12 protein-coding genes and 3 pseudogenes are annotated in these 17,859 nt (G+C 39.1%); 8 read left to right on the top strand and 7 right to left on the bottom strand.

Annotation, left to right across the window (positions count from 1 at the left end; all coding sequences use genetic code 11):
- The first annotated feature begins 28 nt into the window (after positions 1–28).
- Entirely contained in the window at positions 29–1,783 is a 1,755-nt protein-coding gene (lpdA, locus tag ACEE75_RS07415; RefSeq protein ID WP_427895163.1) for a dihydrolipoyl dehydrogenase, read from the top strand.
- 175 nt (positions 1,784–1,958) lie between these two features.
- Positions 1,959–2,948: a lipoate--protein ligase gene (locus ACEE75_RS07410; protein ID WP_447574320.1), complete on the top strand. Its 990-nt coding sequence runs from the start codon at positions 1,959–1,961 to the stop codon at positions 2,946–2,948.
- 97 nt (positions 2,949–3,045) lie between these two features.
- Here ACEE75_RS07410 and ACEE75_RS07405 read toward each other — a convergent pair.
- A pseudogene (locus tag ACEE75_RS07405) lies at positions 3,046–3,206 on the bottom strand (transposase); the annotation flags it as partial.
- A gap of 128 nt (positions 3,207–3,334) precedes the next feature.
- Positions 3,335–3,682: pseudogene (locus ACEE75_RS07400) on the bottom strand (MBL fold metallo-hydrolase); the annotation flags it as partial.
- Between the two features lie 226 nt (positions 3,683–3,908).
- On the opposite strand from ACEE75_RS07400, the pseudogene ACEE75_RS07395 reads away from it, so the two are divergent.
- A pseudogene (locus tag ACEE75_RS07395) lies at positions 3,909–4,139 on the top strand (KxYKxGKxW signal peptide domain-containing protein); the annotation flags it as partial.
- Here the strand turns inward: ACEE75_RS07395 and ACEE75_RS07390 are convergent.
- Entirely contained in the window at positions 4,130–4,666 is a 537-nt protein-coding gene (locus tag ACEE75_RS07390; RefSeq protein ID WP_449173613.1) for a hypothetical protein, read from the bottom strand. The pseudogene ACEE75_RS07395 and the gene ACEE75_RS07390 overlap by 10 nt on opposite strands.
- A 1,485-nt stretch (positions 4,667–6,151) precedes the next feature.
- The gene (locus ACEE75_RS07385) at positions 6,152–12,418 is read right to left on the bottom strand and encodes a MucBP domain-containing protein (RefSeq protein ID WP_449173612.1); all 6,267 of its coding nucleotides are present in this window, start codon (positions 12,416–12,418) and stop codon (positions 6,152–6,154) included.
- On the opposite strand from ACEE75_RS07385, the gene ACEE75_RS07380 reads away from it, so the two are divergent.
- Positions 12,363–12,494, top strand: coding sequence for an LPXTG cell wall anchor domain-containing protein (locus ACEE75_RS07380; protein ID WP_447575105.1), 132 nt, complete (start codon positions 12,363–12,365; stop codon positions 12,492–12,494). The two genes, ACEE75_RS07385 and ACEE75_RS07380, sit on opposite strands and share 56 nt — an antisense overlap.
- A gap of 582 nt (positions 12,495–13,076) precedes the next feature.
- Here ACEE75_RS07380 and ACEE75_RS07375 read toward each other — a convergent pair.
- The 3 genes from ACEE75_RS07375 to ACEE75_RS07365 form a co-directional block, all read right to left on the bottom strand.
- On the bottom strand, positions 13,077–13,418 hold the full coding sequence (locus tag ACEE75_RS07375; protein WP_447575103.1) for a hypothetical protein: 342 nt from the start codon (positions 13,416–13,418) through the stop codon (positions 13,077–13,079).
- A gap of 45 nt (positions 13,419–13,463) precedes the next feature.
- Positions 13,464–13,655 (bottom strand): hypothetical protein, encoded by a 192-nt coding sequence (locus ACEE75_RS07370; protein ID WP_354369296.1) that lies wholly within the window; start codon positions 13,653–13,655, stop codon positions 13,464–13,466.
- Positions 13,656–13,741: 86 nt separating this feature from the next.
- Positions 13,742–14,104, bottom strand: coding sequence for a hypothetical protein (locus ACEE75_RS07365; protein WP_447575101.1), 363 nt, complete (start codon positions 14,102–14,104; stop codon positions 13,742–13,744).
- 132 nt (positions 14,105–14,236) lie between these two features.
- On the opposite strand from ACEE75_RS07365, the gene ACEE75_RS07360 reads away from it, so the two are divergent.
- The 4 genes from ACEE75_RS07360 to budA are packed head-to-tail and all read left to right on the top strand — an operon-like array spanning position 14,237 to position 17,848.
- Complete coding sequence (locus ACEE75_RS07360; protein ID WP_354369293.1) at positions 14,237–14,710, top strand: NUDIX hydrolase; 474 nt, start codon at positions 14,237–14,239, stop codon at positions 14,708–14,710.
- Positions 14,711–14,723: 13 nt separating this feature from the next.
- On the top strand, positions 14,724–15,899 hold the full coding sequence (locus ACEE75_RS07355; RefSeq protein ID WP_447575099.1) for an AI-2E family transporter: 1,176 nt from the start codon (positions 14,724–14,726) through the stop codon (positions 15,897–15,899).
- On the top strand, positions 15,889–17,115 hold the full coding sequence (locus ACEE75_RS07350; RefSeq protein WP_427895753.1) for a tetratricopeptide repeat protein: 1,227 nt from the start codon (positions 15,889–15,891) through the stop codon (positions 17,113–17,115). Before ACEE75_RS07355 ends, ACEE75_RS07350 begins: the two co-directional genes overlap by 11 nt.
- A 13-nt stretch (positions 17,116–17,128) precedes the next feature.
- Positions 17,129–17,848 (top strand): acetolactate decarboxylase, encoded by a 720-nt coding sequence (gene budA, locus ACEE75_RS07345; RefSeq protein ID WP_447575098.1) that lies wholly within the window; start codon positions 17,129–17,131, stop codon positions 17,846–17,848.
- The last annotated feature ends 11 nt before the right edge of the window (positions 17,849–17,859 follow it).

Raw genomic sequence — 17,859 nt, 5'->3', positions numbered from 1 at the left:
GCATTTTAACGTTCTTTGTATCATAATTATGGCAATTGAAATTATTATGCCCAAACTTGGCGTGGACATGCAAGAGGGTGAAATTATTGAATGGAAAAAGCAAGAAGGAGATGAGGTCAAAGAGGGGGATATTCTTCTTGAAATCATGTCTGATAAAACCAATATGGAACTTGAAGCTGAGGATTCAGGTGTCTTGGTGAAAATTGTGCGTGGTAATGGTGAAACAGTTCCAGTAACGGAAGTTATCGGTTATATCGGTGCTGCAGGTGAGGTAGTAGAAGATGCAGCTACAACACCAGAGGTAGCTCAAGCAACTGCTGATTTGAAAGCAGCAGGTTTAGAGGTTCCAACTGCTCCAGCATCGGTGGCAGAAGAAACACCAAAGGTTGCACTAGCTGAAAATGAATACGATATTGTTGTTGTCGGTGGAGGTCCTGCGGGTTATTATGCAGCGATTCGTGGTGCACAATTAGGTGGTAAGATTGCCATTGTTGAAAAATCAGAGTTTGGTGGAACTTGTTTAAACAAGGGTTGTATCCCAACTAAGACTTATCTTAAAAATGCAGAAATCCTAGATGGTCTTAAGATAGCTGCTGGGCGAGGTATTAACTTAGCCTCAACCAATTACACCATTGATATGGACAAAACAGTTGATTTTAAAAATCAAGTTGTCAAAACGCTTACTGGTGGTGTTCAAGGTCTCTTGAAAGCCAATAAAGTAACCATCTTTAATGGTCTAGGTCAAGTCAACCCAGATAAGACGGTAACCATTGGTGGTGATACGATTAAGGGACGAAATATTATCCTTGCTACAGGATCTAAGGTATCACGTATCAATATTCCAGGTATTGATTCTAAATTGGTTTTAACTTCTGATGATATCCTTGATCTTCGAGAAATTCCAAAATCACTCACTGTTATGGGTGGTGGTGTTGTCGGTGTGGAACTTGGCTTGGTTTATGCTTCCTACGGTACAGAAGTCACTGTTGTAGAGATGGCAGATCGTATCATTCCTGGTATGGACCGTGAAGTTTCTGTAGAACTTCAAAAAGTGCTATCTAAAAAAGGAATGAAATTCCTAACCTCTGTTGGTGTGGAAGAAATTATTGAAGCTAATAATCAGCTTACCATTAAACTTAATGATGGTTCAGAAATCATCTCTGAGAAAGCCTTATTGTCCATCGGACGTGTCCCACAATTAGCTGGACTTGAAAATCTTAACCTTGAACTTGATCGTGGTCGTATTAAGGTAAATGCTTATCAAGAAACTTCTATTCCAGGGATCTATGCTCCAGGTGATGTTAACGGTACAAAAATGCTAGCTCACGCAGCTTACCGTATGGGTGAGGTGGCAGCAGAAAATGCTATGCGTGGTAATCATCATAAAGCCAAGTTGGACTACACGCCAGCTGCTGTTTATACTCATCCAGAGATTGCTATGGTTGGTCTGACAGAAGATCAGGCACGTGAACAATATGGCAATGACATTTTGATTGGACGTTGTTCATTTGCAGGTAATGGTCGTGCGATTGCTTCTAATGAGGCACATGGTTTTGTTAAAGTGATTGCAGATAGTAAATACCACGAGATTTTAGGTGTTCATATTATTGGACCTGTTGCTGCGGAAATGATTAACGAAGCGGCAACTATTATGGAATCAGAATTGACAGTTGATGATGTTGTAGCCTCTATTCATGGGCATCCTACCTTCTCAGAGGTCATGTATGAAGCCTTTTTAGATGTTTTAGGCGTAGCCATCCACAACCCTCCAAAACGTAAATAATCATCTTAATTAAAGTTTATAAAAAATAAGAAGGTATAGTTCTCAAGTTTTGTCGGAGCTATACCTTTTTGATTATTAGAGATCCTAGGCCATCTGATGCTTTTGTAATCTCAATACTTGTGTTTTGATACCGTTTGCATTAAAATAGAAGTATCTTTTTTATAGGAGACTAGAAATGAAATATATTGTCAATAAGAGTAATAATCCTGCTTACAACATTGCTCTTGAAGCTTATGCTTTTAAAGAGTTGCGTGATGAGGATGAGATTTTCATTCTTTGGATAAATGAACCTGCTATCATTATTGGGAAGCATCAAAATACTATTGAGGAAATTAATAAGGAATATATAGATGAGCATGGTATCCATGTTGTTCGTCGCCTATCAGGTGGTGGCGCTGTTTATCATGATCTAAATAATTTGAACTATACCATTATTTCCAATAAAGCTGATGAGGGAGCTTTTGATTTTAAAACCTTTTCTCAACCTGTTATTGAAACTTTAGCAGATTTAGGGGTCACTGCTGAATTTACTGGTCGAAATGATCTTGAAATTGACGGGAAGAAATTTTGTGGAAATGCCCAGGCTTACTCTAATGGTCGCATGATGCACCACGGTTGTTTGCTATTTGATGTTGATATGACCGTTTTAGGAAATGCCTTAAAAGTGAGCAAGGATAAAATTGAGTCTAAAGGTGTCAAATCTGTTCGTGCACGGGTGACGAATATTTTAAGTGAGTTACCAGAAAAAATTACAGTTCACGAATTTTCTGATAAAATCTTAGAAAAAATGAAAGAGCATTATCCTGACATGACAGAATATGTTCTATCAGAAGATGAGTTGGCTAAGATTCAAAAATCTGCCGATGAACAGTTTGGGACATGGGAGTGGACTTATGGTGCGGCACCAGAGTACACCATCTCTCGTAGTGTCCGCTATCCAGCAGGTAAAGTAACTATTTATGCAAATGTTGATAAATCGGTGATTAAATCGATTAAGATTTATGGGGATTTCTTTGGTATCAAGGATGTGAAAGATATTGAAGATCTTCTTGTTGGTGTTCGTTATGAGTATCAAGATATTTTAGAGACCTTAAAAACAATTGATACGACAGAATATTTCTCACGCATGTCAGTTGAAGAAGTTGCCAAAGCTATTGTTGCTTAATTGATAGTCTATGGTTTAATGCTCAATATTTAAAATAACCACTTATCAAAGAACAAGATAATGCGGCTTTTTGTCAACTGTAGTGGGTAGATAAAAGCTAAGACCTAGAGAGGACGAATTTAGTCCTCTCTTTCTTTATGTTTAAAGCAACAGAATCCGTTTTTTAAAGTTTTAAAAGTTCCTAAAACCAGAGGAATTCCTCTTAATGACTTTGATGAGATCATTGGTAGCTTCTAATTTAGTGTTAGAGTAGGCGATTCTAGTGGGTTCAAAACCTTATAGGTTATATGAGACTTTTTACACTTAAAAAGGCTCCATGATCTCCTTAGTGGTCTTACTCACTAAAGAAATTATAGAACTCCAAAAAGTCTATACGGGCATTTTTCTTATTTTAAAAATGGATTAAAGGTTTTCTCGTGTCCAATGGTGATATCCCAATCGTGTCCAGGATAAACGGTATAGTGATTAGGGAGCGTCAGCAGTTGGTCTGCTATCCTAGTGATGAGATCACCAAAGTTACTGGTTGGCAAATCAGTAGGTCCGATAGTTTCTCTAAAAAGTACATCATTAGAAAAGACGGTTTCCTTTTTTCAAAGGTAAAGGAAACCCCACCATGTGAATGGCCAGGTGTAAACTGAAAGCCAGAGCGTTGGTAAGGGCTATGGTAGTTAAAAAACATCTGCTGGTTTGATGATAACATCAGGCATATCAGAGTAGCGATCAAGTTTATCTAAAAAAGAGGAACAAGTAAATTTCTTAATAGATATTTTACCTAAAACGACACAGCTTGAAATTAAAAAAAAAAAAAAACAAACATTAAAAAAGCATTGAAATATGTTACGCTATATATTACAATAGTACTATTATCTGAAAATATCCTATCACAATCCATAATAAAATTAAAAAAATTGGAGATTTAGGATATTTTATACCCTTCTCACTAATGTGATGTTGAAGTAGATGATAGAAACTTTTTTGGAGGAATCTTCAGTAGATATGAGTAATAAGAGATTACGCAAAGACTATACGGAATCGTCGCGTAAGAGCCGTGTTAAGATGCACAAATCTGGTAAACACTGGGTTCGTACAGTTATGTCACAGATTAATCTTGTTCGCCTGTTTAAGGGTGGTTCAGGTCAACATGAGGTTAAGGTTGAACGTCTAGAAAAAGAGGTAACGGACTACTCTGTTCCGACAGCTCTTTTACGTGGTCTAGCCTCAGCAGGTGCCTTGGCTGGTGGTGCTATGGTGGCTGAGAATACTTTTGCAGAAGAAACTGCTATTGCCTCAGAGACTAGCACGAGTACCTTGGCAACTACTGATACGGTAGCCTTATCTGACACAACAGTATCTTCAACAGATACAGCATCAGCAACAACCGCTACGACAACAACGACAACAACGACAACAGAAGCAGCTGACACCACAAGTGCATCTACTTCAGCTTCAACAAGCTTGTCTGTTTTTGCATCAGAGTCAACAAGCATTTCCTTGTCTGATTCGGCATCTGCATCAACATCAGTGTCGCTTTCAGAAAGTGCATCGGCTTCAACCTCAACGTCTATTAGTGAATCTGTCTCAGAATCAGTTTCTGAGTCTCTTTCAGAGAGCACATCCAGCTCAGAGTCAACGTCAAGTTCTGAGTCTGTTTCTACCTTATTAAGTGAGGCAAGCTCTGAAGCAGCAAGTTCAAGTAGCTCAAATAGCTCAAGCAGCACTGATACCAGCAGTTCAAGTAGTTCGACAGAAGCTCGTGAAGTCTTAGAGCAAGTGACTTCAGAAGCTGAGATCCTGGTTCAGATTGCCAATGGTCAAACGACTCCTAGCCAAGAGTTGACAGATGCGGTAGCAGTTAGCACCAAAGATATTGCAGCAGCTAAGCTAATTTTGGGTAATACTGAAGCGACAGCAGAAGAGATTCAAACAGTTGTTGACTCTGTTCAAAACAGTAGCCAAGCCCTTGGTGCTTTACTTATCAAAGATGATGAAGATGGCATCATTACATTTGCGCTGGATACAACAACGACAGCTACAGTAACAAAAGTTGGTGAAGGTTATGGTGTTTTAGTTGACACGCTCTCAACAGCGTCACCATCAATGGATGATCCAAATGGTGCAACTGTAACAGATCAGACGGTTCCAACACCTTTTGCAGCCACAACTGAGTCAGGATGGCATACATTTGGGTATTACTCAACTGAGACATACGATGCTACACAAGTGTCTGGTTATGACGAATCAGATACAAGCAATATTACATTAATTAACGGTACTGCAATTAATGCTTATGTCCGTTATTCATTAGATTCAGATCCAACAACGTCAACAGTACTTGCGGAATTAGTTGATAGAGCTACCGGTAATGTTGTAGAGTCATATCAGATTGAGCCTGGTTCAAGCGCAACTTTTACTTATCCAACTACTGTCAATTCTAATAACCAGACGATTAAAATTATTTATGATACCGCTACTGCAATTGATGGTAGTCCAGGGTCAATGCGTTTTGCAACTCTTGATGGTGCAACTTATTATTATAACAACCCTGTCCCTGCTTATGGTACAAATACAACCTACTATAAAACAACAGATGATTCACTGATTGCTAGCTACACAATTGTAACTATTGGTGGTCAAACGATTACAGCTTCAGGAATTCGAGATTTCTCCGGTTATGATTATTCAATAACTACGAAATCACAAGCGCTTGTTGATCAATCACCAGGTGCTTTTCATCTATTTTCATTTAATAATACCTCGCTTGGAGATCTTAAATTCAAGACCCTTGCAACAGTTGTGGATGAAAATGGTGCAGTGACCAAAGGTGTGTATATTGCAGATCCATCTTACACAGGTACATTAGACTGGTCAGGTACAAATACTGATGGCTTTATCAAGATCCTTGAGACTAGTACGCTTAACGCTCTAAATGATTCGGGTTATTCATGGAATACTTCAAGTACCATAACAGCTAACTATACTACTGATACCTATAAGGGTAATGAAATCATGGTCTTTTACACAAGCCCAGATGGTCTCTACCGATTGGTTGGTCAATTTTCAGGAAATGATTCTACAGGTGGGACTTATGGTCGAATATTCCTAGGCGTACAAATTTGGTCAACTGAAAATACAGGTAGTACAGAATATAAATGGTTAGGATCAGCCGATTCATTTGTTAACAATGGACACGCGCCTCTAGGTATTCAGCTTTCCCTCCGTAATACATACACCGCTACTGCCAATGAGACGACACACTGGTATACAGTAGATACATCTGAGTCTGAGTCACTATCAGAGTCTAATTCATTCTCCTTGTCTGAATCTGAATCGACTTCAAGTTCAGAGTCCCTCTCTAACTCAACGTCCGTCTCAGAATCGACGTCTAAATCAGAATCTATCTCAAATTCTGAGTCAACCTCAGAGTCTATTTCGACGTCAGAATCCATCTCAAATTCTGAGTCCGTCTCAGAATCAACGTCAACCTCAGAGTCTATTTCGACGTCAGAATCGTTATCGAACTCTGTCAGTGAATCCGTCTCAGAATCAGTTAAAGAGTCAGTAAGTGAGTCAGTCAGCGAATCAGTATCCGAGTCAGTAAGTGAGTCAGTCAGCGAATCAGTATCCGAGTCAGTAAGTGAGTCAGTCTCAGAATCAATTTCAGAATCTGTGTCTGAGTCAGTATCCGAGTCCGTATCAGAATCCGTATCTGAGTCAGTTTCAGAATCAGTCTCAGAATCTGTATCTGAGTCAGTCTCAGAATCAATTTCAGAATCCGTGTCAGAGTCAGTAAGTGAGTCAGTCTCAGAATCAATTTCAGAATCTGTGTCTGAGTCAGTATCCGAGTCAGTATCAGAATCAGTAAGCGAGTCAGTGTCTGAATCCGTATCCGAGTCAGTATCAGAATCAATTTCAGAATCTGTGTCTGAGTCAGTATCAGAATCAGTAAGCGAGTCAGTGTCTGAATCCGTATCTGAGTCAGTATCAGAATCCATTTCAGAATCTGTATCTGAGTCAATCTCAGAATCTGTATCAGAGTCAGTATCTGAGTCAATCTCAGAATCAATTTCCGAGTCAGTATCTGAATCAGTAAGCGAGTCAGTGTCTGAATCCGTTTCAGAATCAATCTCAGAATCTGTATCCGAGTCCGTATCTGAATCAGTAAGCGAGTCAGTGTCTGAATCCGTTTCAGAATCAATCTCAGAATCTGTATCCGAGTCCGTATCTGAGTCAATCTCAGAATCTGTATCTGAGTCAGTATCTGAATCAGTAAGCGAGTCCGTTTCAGAATCCGTCTCAGAATCAATTTCAGAATCTGTATCTGAGTCCGTATCAGAATCCGTATCTGAGTCAATCTCAGAATCTGTATCTGAGTCAGTATCAGAATCCATTTCAGAATCTGTATCTGAGTCAATCTCAGAATCTGTATCAGAGTCAGTATCTGAGTCAATCTCAGAATCAATTTCCGAGTCAGTATCTGAATCAGTAAGCGAGTCAGTGTCTGAATCCGTTTCAGAATCAATCTCAGAATCTGTATCCGAGTCCGTATCTGAGTCAATCTCAGAATCAATTTCCGAGTCCGTATCTGAATCAGTAAGCGAGTCAGTGTCTGAATCCGTTTCAGAATCAATCTCAGAATCTGTATCCGAGTCAGTATCTGAATCAGTAAGCGAGTCAGTGTCTGAATCCGTTTCAGAATCAATCTCAGAATCTGTATCCGAGTCCGTATCTGAGTCAGTCTCAGAATCAATTTCAGAATCCGTGTCTGAGTCAATCTCAGAATCTGTATCTGAGTCAGTATCTGAATCAGTAAGCGAGTCAGTATCAGAATCCATTTCAGAATCTGTATCTGAGTCAATCTCAGAATCTGTATCCGAGTCAGTATCTGAGTCAATCTCAGAATCAATTTCCGAGTCAGTATCTGAATCAGTAAGCGAGTCAGTGTCTGAATCCGTTTCAGAATCAATCTCAGAATCTGTATCCGAGTCAGTATCTGAATCAGTAAGCGAGTCAGTGTCTGAATCCGTTTCAGAATCAATCTCAGAATCTGTATCCGAGTCCGTATCTGAGTCAGTCTCAGAATCAATCTCAGAATCAATCTCAGAATCAATCTCAGAATCTGTATCCGAGTCCGTATCTGAATCAGTAAGCGAGTCAGTGTCTGAATCCGTTTCAGAATCAATCTCAGAATCTGTGTCTGAGTCAGTATCAGAATCCATTTCAGAATCTGTATCTGAGTCAATCTCAGAATCTGTATCAGAGTCAGTATCTGAGTCAATCTCAGAATCAATTTCCGAGTCCGTATCTGAATCAGTAAGCGAGTCAGTGTCTGAATCCGTTTCAGAATCAATCTCAGAATCTGTATCCGAGTCCGTATCTGAATCAGTAAGCGAGTCAGTGTCTGAATCCGTCTCAGAATCAATTTCAGAATCCGTGTCTGAGTCAATCTCAGAATCTGTATCCGAGTCAGTATCTGAATCAGTAAGCGAGTCAATCTCAGAATCCGTATCTGAGTCAATCTCAGAATCTGTATCCGAGTCCGTATCTGAGTCAGTAAGCGAGTCAGTATCAGAATCTGTATCCGAGTCAGTCTCAGAATCCGTATCCGAGTCCGTTTCAGAATCTGTATCCGAGTCCGTATCTGAGTCAGTATCAGAATCCGTATCTGAGTCAATCTCAGAATCTGTATCCGAGTCCGTTTCAGAATCCGTATCTGAATCAATCTCAGAATCAGTCTCAGAGTCAATCTCAGAATCTGTATCTGAGTCAGTATCTGAATCAGTCAGCGAGTCAGTGTCTGAATCCGTTTCAGAATCAATCTCAGAATCAGTCAGCGAGTCAGTCTCTGAATCAATTTCCGAGTCCGTTTCAGAATCAGTCTCAGAATCTGTATCTGAGTCAGTATCTGAATCAGTCAGCGAGTCAGTGTCTGAATCCGTTTCAGAATCAATCTCAGAATCTGTATCCGAGTCAGTCTCAGAATCCGTATCCGAGTCCGTATCTGAGTCAGTATCAGAATCCGTATCTGAGTCAATCTCAGAATCTGTATCCGAGTCCGTTTCAGAATCCGTATCTGAATCAATCTCAGAATCAGTATCAGAGTCAATCTCAGAATCTATATCTGAGTCAGTATCTGAATCAGTCAGCGAGTCAGTGTCTGAATCCGTTTCAGAATCAATCTCAGAATCTGTATCCGAGTCCGTATCAGAGTCAGTATCAGAATCCATTTCAGAATCCGTGTCTGAGTCAATCTCAGAATCTGTATCAGAGTCAGTATCAGAATCCGTATCTGAGTCAATCTCAGAATCTGTATCAGAATCCGTTTCAGAGTCCGTCTCCGAGTCAGTAAGTGAATCAATCTCAGAATCAGTATCAGAATCAATCTCTGAATCCGTATCAGAGTCAGTAAGTGAGTCAGTATCAGAATCAATCTCAGAATCAGTAAGCGAGTCAGTCTCTGAATCAATTTCCGAGTCAGTTTCAGAATCTGTATCCGAATCCGTATCAGAGTCAGTAAGTGAGTCAGTATCAGAATCAATCTCAGAATCAGTAAGCGAGTCAGTCTCTGAATCAATTTCCGAGTCAGTTTCAGAATCTGTATCCGAGTCCGTATCCGAGTCCGTATCAGAGTCAGTAAGTGAGTCAGTATCAGAATCCGTGTCTGAGTCAATCTCAGAATCAATTTCAGAGTCAGTATCAGAATCAATCTCAGAATCAGTCAGCGAGTCAGTCTCTGAATCAATTTCCGAGTCAGTTTCAGAATCAATCTCAGAATCTGTATCCGAGTCCGTATCTGAATCAGTAAGCGAGTCAGTGTCTGAATCCGTTTCAGAATCAATCTCAGAATCTGTATCCGAGTCCGTATCTGAGTCAATCTCAGAATCTGTATCTGAGTCCGTCTCAGAATCAATCTCCGAGTCAGTATCTGAATCAGTCAGCGAGTCAGTGTCTGAATCAGTCTCAGAATCAGTATCCGAGTCAGTAAGTGAGTCAGTATCTGAATCAGTCAGCGAGTCAGTGTCTGAATCCGTTTCAGAATCAATCTCAGAATCAGTATCCGAGTCAATCTCTGAGTCAGTGTCTGAATCCGTTTCAGAATCAATCTCAGAATCTGTATCCGAGTCAGTATCAGAATCAATTTCCGAGTCAGTAAGTGAGTCGGTTTCAGAATCCGTGTCAGAGTCAGTAAGTGAGTCAGTCTCAGAATCTGTATCTGAATCCATTTCAGAATCCGTCTCCGAGTCAGTTTCCGAATCTGTCTCCGAGTCAGTATCAGAATCAATTTCAGAATCTGTATCTGAGTCAATCTCAGAATCTGTATCTGAATCCATTTCAGAATCAATTTCAGAATCTGTATCTGAGTCAATTTCAGAATCTGTGTCTGAGTCAGTATCTGAATCAGTTTCCGAATCAGTATCCGAGTCAGTCTCAGAATCAATTTCAGAATCTGTGTCTGAGTCAGTATCTGAATCAGTAAGCGAGTCAGTGTCTGAATCCGTATCAGAATCTGTGTCTGAGTCAGTATCTGAATCCGTATCAGAATCTGTGTCTGAGTCAGTATCTGAATCCGTATCTGAATCAGTAAGCGAGTCAGTCTCAGAATCCGTATCCGAGTCAATCTCTGAGTCAGTGTCTGAATCCGTATCTGAATCCGTATCAGAATCAATTTCAGAATCTGTGTCTGAGTCAGTCTCAGAATCAATTTCAGAATCCGTATCCGAGTCAATCTCAGAATCTGTATCCGAGTCAATCTCTGAGTCAGTGTCTGAATCCGTATCAGAATCAATCTCAGAATCTGTGTCTGAGTCAGTATCTGAATCAGTTTCCGAATCTGTATCCGAGTCCGTATCAGAATCAATTTCAGAATCAGTATCCGAGTCAATCTCTGAGTCAGTGTCTGAGTCCGTTTCCGAATCAGTATCTGAGTCCGTTTCCGAGTCAGTCTCAGAATCCGTATCAGAATCAATTTCAGAATCTGTATCCGAGTCAGTCTCAGAATCCGTATCTGAGTCAGTCTCAGAATCAATTTCAGAATCAGTATCCGAGTCAATCTCTGAGTCAGTGTCTGAATCCGTATCTGAATCCGTATCAGAATCAATTTCCGAATCCGTATCTGAGTCAATCTCTGAGTCAGTCTCAGAATCAATCTCTGAGTCAGTGTCTGAATCCGTATCAGAATCAATTTCAGAATCTGTGTCTGAGTCAGTATCAAAATCTGTATCTGAGTCAGTCTCAGAATCAGTATCCGAGTCAATCTCTGAGTCAGTGTCTGAATCCGTATCAGAATCAATCTCAGAATCTGTATCTGAGTCAGTATCAGAATCTATCTCAGAATCCGTGTCTGAGTCAGTATCTGAGTCAGTTTCCGAATCTGTATCCGAGTCCGTATCAGAATCAATCTCAGAATCTGTATCTGAGTCAGTCTCAGAATCTATCTCAGAATCCGTGTCTGAGTCGGTATCTGAGTCAGTTTCCGAATCTGTATCCGAGTCCGTATCAGAATCAATTTCAGAATCTGTATCTGAGTCAGTATCCGAGTCAATCTCAGAATCTGTGTCTGAGTCAGTCTCAGAATCAGTAAGCGAGTCAGTGTCTGAATCCGTATCAGAGTCAATCTCAGAATCTGTGTCTGAGTCAGTAAGTGAGTCAGTCTCAGAATCAATTTCAGAATCTGTATCCGAGTCCGTTTCAGAATCAATTTCAGAATCAGTATCTGAGTCAGTATCTGAATCCGTTTCAGAATCAATCTCAGAATCTGTGTCTGAGTCAGTAAGTGAGTCAGTCTCAGAATCAATTTCAGAATCTGTATCCGAGTCCGTTTCAGAATCAGTCTCAGAGTCAATCTCAGAATCAGTATCAGAGTCCGTTTCAGAATCAATTTCAGAATCTGTATCTGAGTCAGTCTCTGAATCAGTAAGCGAGTCAGTGTCTGAATCCGTTTCAGAATCAATCTCAGAATCTGTGTCTGAGTCAGTAAGTGAGTCAGTCTCAGAAACAGTCTCAGAGTCAGTTTCAGAATCAATTTCAGAATCTGTATCTGAGTCAGTCTCTGAATCAGTAAGCGAGTCCGTCTCAGAATCAATTTCAGAATCAGTATCCGAGTCCGTTTCAGAGTCAATCTCAGAATCTGTATCCGAGTCAATCTCAGAGTCAGTGTCTGAATCCGTTTCAGAATCAATCTCAGAATCTGTGTCTGAGTCAGTATCCGAGTCGGTTTCCGAATCTGTATCTGAGTCAGTCTCAGAGTCAATCTCAGAATCTGTATCCGAGTCAGTATCAGAATCCGTTTCAGAATCTGTATCTGAGTCCGTTTCAGAGTCAATCTCAGAATCTGTATCAGAATCAATTTCCGAGTCAGTGTCTGAATCCGTATCTGAGTCCGTTTCAGAATCTGTATCAGAGTCAGTATCTGAGTCTATGTCAGAAAAAGCTAAACGTCGTCTTCCAAATACTGGTACAGAAGAAAATAACACTGCTCTTCTATCAGGGTTAGGTTTACTCTTTAGTGCAGGCTTGCTTGCTAAACGTCGTAAACGTGACGAAAAGTAAAATATCGGTATACTTAATGATAATAGCTGGAGCTATTACATCTGATTTACCCTCAAAATAGGAAGGAACTTATCTTAGATTAGCTCCTCAGATTGAAGAGAAACACCTCGATTGATGTTTGTTGCTCTTTGTTACTTGTAGATGGTAGATGAAATTCCACCCCCTAGAGAGAACGAAATTCGTTCTCTCTTTTTTATGTTTAGGGTATTTAATAACTGCTTTTTAAAGTTTTAAAAGTTCCTAAAACCAGAGGCATTTCTCTTACTAACTTTGACCTACTTTCAGGATGAAATAGAAATTGATTTTGGATAGTCGCCTGTTTTCAATGCTATTCAGGGAGTTGAAATCTTGAGCGATAAAGTTCGTTTTGCCTTTCCTGAAAGCACACTTATCCCACCTCGTTACCTTTGACACTGTTTTCTAATCTATTTTAAAAAATAGGTCATACGGGGCTTTTTTAAACTCAAAAAGACTCCATAATCTCTATGGTGGGTTTACCCACTACAGAAACTATAGAGTCTTATTTTGTTAGGAGTCATAAAAGGTGACTTCTTTATCATTATTCATTCAGTAATAAGGAGTTTAGAGTTTTTCTTTACTTTCACCGATGTAGCGTTTTTTATAGGTGAAGTGGTGACCGCAAAAACGGCATCGATAATAGATTTTGTCTGCTTCATATAACATAGCATACATGGCTCCCTCACGTCCGTTAATAGCATTACCAATCAAGGCAGCTTGAGCGGAAAACTGTTTTCGCTTAGGATTTTCGATGGTCAGATTTTTAGAGTGACACTTAGGACAAGTCATAGTGTTTTTGGGGGAGTTTACTTTTGAGTGCTTTCTAGCCCAGTAGCTGTGAACAATAAAGATGGCAAGGATAAGAGCAAGAAAAAATAAACTTCGATATTGAATAATAGTTTGCATGATGGCTCCTCTATAAAATAAAAAACTGGTCGTTAGACCAGCTTTTTATTTGCCGAAAAGTCCTTTAACTTTGTCAAGGATACCATCAGCACCTTGCGCACCATCAAGAAGACCTTTTGCTTGTTCAAAATATTCACCAAGCTGATCCTTGTTTTCATTGATAAAATCTTGTGCAGCTGAGAAGTCTTTGTTTGCAATCATGTCTTTAACTTCATTAAATAAGTCCATTGGGTTCATTTATATCACCTCTAAAAAAATTAAGCATTTAGCTCAACACTATTAAACCATATTATATTTAATTATTCAATTAATTAGACTAAAAATTATTTGATGGATCCATCAGATAAAAGATTTAGGCTACAATCTTCACTAAGTTTTAAGATTTTTCCATTGTTGAGGAGTTCGAGTTTGGGATTCATCAGTTTTGGGATTTTTTCTTGATACCAATGCTCAAATGATCCTTCGCCGTCATAATAAAAAAGGTCTAGTGTCCCATCAGAATGATTATAGCTATAGGCAATTTTTTGACTAGGGTGAAAAGCTATGAGCAAGTTTGCATCAGGCTTATAAAATGAGAGAGAATTCACGAGTTGCTCTTTTTGTCGTGTCTCAAGTTTGCCATCTGTATGATTCATATAAAGCGAGAAATGATCAGGTGTTTGTGTGAGATAGGTAAGGTTTCTCAAAATCTTTTTCCTTTCTTTTTGTAAAATTATATCATATTTTTGTTAGAATGTAAGTGGCTTTAAAATAATCACTTTATGCCCAAGAATAGTCCTAAATTTGATATAATTAGTAGCATAGAAATGAGGAGAAAGATGACTAAGCAAGCAACGATTTGTTATATTGATAATGGGCGTGAGCTATTACTCATGTACCGTAATAAAAAGCCAAACGATGTTCATGAAGGAAAGTGGATTAGTGTAGGTGGTAAACTGGAAGTAGGAGAGACTCCTGATGAGTGTGCCAGAAGAGAAATTTTGGAAGAGACAGGACTGGTTGCCAAAAAAATGGACTTTAAAGGGATGATCACTTTCCCTGATTTCACTCCAAATGAGGATTGGTACACTTATGTTTTTAAGATAACTGAATTTGAAGGGCAACTCATTGATTGTGTTGAAGGAACATTAGAGTGGGTACCGTATGATCAGGTTTTAAGTAAGCCTACTTGGGAAGGGGATTATGAGATTTTTAAATGGATTTTAGAAGATGCTCCCTTCTTTTCTGCCAAGTTTGTTTATGATGCTCATCAAAAATTAGTTGACCGCCAGGTTCAATTTTATGAAAGGTAATGAGGCGTAAGATATGTTTTCTCAAGAGGATAAAAAATTTACCCTTAGCTGGTTTTTCAAGTGGTTTTTAAATAATCAAGCTGTAACAGTGTTGATGGTATCCTTACTTGTGTTTTTGAATATTTTTGTTTTAACGAAAATCAGTTTTTTATTTACTCCTGTCTTATCATTTTTAGCTGTGATTATGCTTCCTGTTGTGATTTCAGCTCTACTTTACTATCTATTAAAACCCATTGTTGATTTGTTGGAAAAAGCTGGCGCTAGTCGGATAGTGGCTATTACACTCGTTTTTATTGTTTTATCAGGGCTATTGATATGGGGAGTTGCTGTAGCAGTTCCCAGCTTGGTTGATCAGATTTTAACTTTTGCTGATAATCTTCCATCTTACTTGAAGGAGGGAGAAAAACAGGTCAACCTGCTCTTAAAAAATAATCAGTTTAATGCTATTCGCCCTCAGCTTGAAAATATGGTAAATAACTTTAGTAGTAAGGCAGCAGACTATGCAGAGACTTTTTCAAAGTCTGCAGTTAACTGGGTTGGTAATGTTGCCTCCGTGGTGACACGAGTAGCAGTGGCTATTATGATTTCACCTTTTATTCTCTTTTATTTATTGAGAGATAGTGGTAAGTTTAAAGAACGATTTATTGAATACCTACCAACAAAGATACGTCAACCTAGTCTGCGTGTTTTATCAAACATGAATGCCCAATTATCAAGTTATGTTCAAGGGCAGGTGACAGTTGCTATTGTAGTAGCTATTTTGTTTTCTATCATGTTTTCAGTTATTCAACTTCGCTATGCCACAACACTGGCTATCATTGCAGGTATTTTAAACATGGTACCTTATTTAGGAAGTTTTTTGGCGATGATTCCAGCTTTTATTTTGGCTATGGTGGCTGGTCCTATTATGGTGGTTAAGGTTGCGGTTGTGTTTATGATTGAACAGACAATTGAAGGGCGTTTTGTCACCCCTCTTGTTATTGGTAGCAAGTTAAATATTCATCCCATTACGATATTATTTGTTTTACTAACAGCAGGCTCTATGTTTGGTGTCTGGGGAGTGTTTTTAGCTATTCCTATCTATGCTTCTGTAAAAGTGATTTTAAGTGAAATTTTTACTTGGTATAAAGCTGTCTCAGGATTATATGTTGAAGATATTGAGGAAGTAGGAGAAGGAAATGACAAATAGTGAAAAAATGGTAGCCTCTATTCAGGCTCAAGATTTAGAGCATGCTGAAAAGTATTTCAACCGTGCCTTAAAAGAAGATGATCAAGAAACACTTTTATCATTAGGAGAATACCTAGAATCAATTGGTTTTTATCCACAAGCCAAGCTAATCTATGAGCAATTAATCGGAGACTATCCAGAGCTTGCCCTCAGTTTAGCTCAAATTGCAGCAGAAGATGGACAGATTGAAGAAGCCTTTCTTTATCTAGATACCATAAAAGAAGGTGATGAGGCTTACTTAGAATCCCTCTTAGTGATGGCTGATCTGTATCAGATGGAAGGGTTAACAGATGTGGCGCGTGACAAGTTACTCTTAGCCAGTGAATTTAGTCAGGAGCCGCTTATCTATTTAGGTTTGGCTGAAATGGAGTTGGAATTAGGGAACTATCAAACTGCTATTCAGCTTTATGCTAGTTTAGACAATCGCTCTATCTTAGAAGAAACAGGTATTTCAACCTATCAACGTATTGGTTTAGCTTATGCGAGTCTAGGAAAATTTGAGGCAGCAATTGAGTTTTTAGAAAAAGCTGTCGAGATTGAATACGATGACCAGACAGTTTATGAACTCGCTTTGATTTTATTAGATCAAGGTGAGAGTCAAAAATCAGAAATTTACTTTAAGCAGTTGGATACTATAAATCCTGATTTTGAAGGTTATGAGTTGGCTTATGCTAAAGCACTTCATGCCGAACACAAGCTTCAAGATGCTTTACGAGTACTTCAACAAGGTTTAGCTAAAAATAGCTTTGATCATCAACTTCTTCTTTTTGCTTCCCAATTATCTTATGAAAACCATGATGCTAAAGCAGCAGAGTACTACCTTCTCCAAGCTAAAGAGATTGCAGAAGACCAAGAAGAGATCGATTTACGACTATCGACACTTTATCTTGAAAGGGAAGCTTATGAAGATGTGATTGCCCTAGAACGAGAAGGGATAGATCAAGTCTTGACACGTTGGAATATCGCTAAAGCCCATCAAGCTTTGGAAAATGAAGAGGAAGCTTTTGAGCTCTATCAGGCATTAGAGGATGATCTTGGAACTAATCCTGAGTTTTTAAAAGATTATGCTTATTTATTGTATGAATTTGCTTATCGTGCTAAAGCTAAAGAGATGGCTAAACGTTATTTACAGTTGGTCCCAGATGATAGTGAGGTTGCAGCTTATTTTGAAATATAAGAAAGGTTAGGGTATGGCAGAGGCAATTAAGTTATTTCAATATAATACATTGGGTGCTTTGATGGCAGGACTATATGGTGGTTCTTTGACCATTGGAGAGTTGCTTGAGCATGGTGATTTAGGGATTGGAACGCTTGATTCAATTGATGGAGAATTAATTGTCCTGGACGGAAAGGCTTATCAAGCTAAAAGTACAGATGGCAAATTAGAGGTTGTAGAGGTTTCAGCTGATGAAAAGGTCCCTTATGCTGCTGTGGTTCCTCATCAAGCAGAAGTGATTTTTCGCCAACGCTTTGAAATGACTCACCATGAATTAGAAGAGCGCATTGAGTCCTACTATGATGGTCATAATCTTTTTCGTTCCATTAAGATTCATGGTAAGTTTAAACACATGCATGTCCGTATGATTCCAAAGTCTGCTCCTGATCGTAAGTTTGCAGAAGTTGCAGTTGGACAACCCGAACATCATGCTGAGGAGGTCACTGGAACTATTGTTGGATTTTGGACACCAGAGATGTTCCATGGAGTGAGCGTAGCGGGTTACCACCTTCACTTTTTATCTGATGATCACGCTTTTGGTGGGCATGTGATGGATTTTATTATTGAAGAGGGAATTGTGGAAGTTGGTCCTGTTGATCAACTGGATCAACGATTTCCCGTACAAGATCGAAAATACCTTTTTGCAAAATTCAATATGGATGAGTTAAAAGAGGATATTAGTAAATCAGAGTAAAAAAATCGATG

The sequence above is a fragment of the Streptococcus sp. 11273D007BT genome (genome assembly GCF_053547195.1).
The sequence above is the reverse complement of the archived record's forward strand: the minus strand, read 5'-3'. Positions and strand labels throughout refer to the sequence as shown.

What these genes read in the sequence shown, in the direction of transcription:
- ACEE75_RS07360 (WP_354369293.1), top strand. Translation starts at nt 14,237, where the DNA reads ATGACTAAGCAAGCAACGATTTGTTATATTGATAATGGGCGTGAGCTA.
- budA (WP_447575098.1), top strand. Translation starts at nt 17,129, where the DNA reads ATGGCAGAGGCAATTAAGTTATTTCAATATAATACATTGGGTGCTTTG.
- ACEE75_RS07370 (WP_354369296.1), bottom strand. Translation starts at nt 13,655, where the DNA reads ATGAACCCAATGGACTTATTTAATGAAGTTAAAGACATGATTGCAAAC.
- ACEE75_RS07355 (WP_447575099.1), top strand. Translation starts at nt 14,724, where the DNA reads ATGTTTTCTCAAGAGGATAAAAAATTTACCCTTAGCTGGTTTTTCAAG.
- ACEE75_RS07410 (WP_447574320.1), top strand. Translation starts at nt 1,959, where the DNA reads ATGAAATATATTGTCAATAAGAGTAATAATCCTGCTTACAACATTGCT.
- ACEE75_RS07380 (WP_447575105.1), top strand. Translation starts at nt 12,363, where the DNA reads ATGTCAGAAAAAGCTAAACGTCGTCTTCCAAATACTGGTACAGAAGAA.
- ACEE75_RS07375 (WP_447575103.1), bottom strand. Translation starts at nt 13,418, where the DNA reads ATGCAAACTATTATTCAATATCGAAGTTTATTTTTTCTTGCTCTTATC.
- lpdA (WP_427895163.1), top strand. Translation starts at nt 29, where the DNA reads ATGGCAATTGAAATTATTATGCCCAAACTTGGCGTGGACATGCAAGAG.
- ACEE75_RS07350 (WP_427895753.1), top strand. Translation starts at nt 15,889, where the DNA reads ATGACAAATAGTGAAAAAATGGTAGCCTCTATTCAGGCTCAAGATTTA.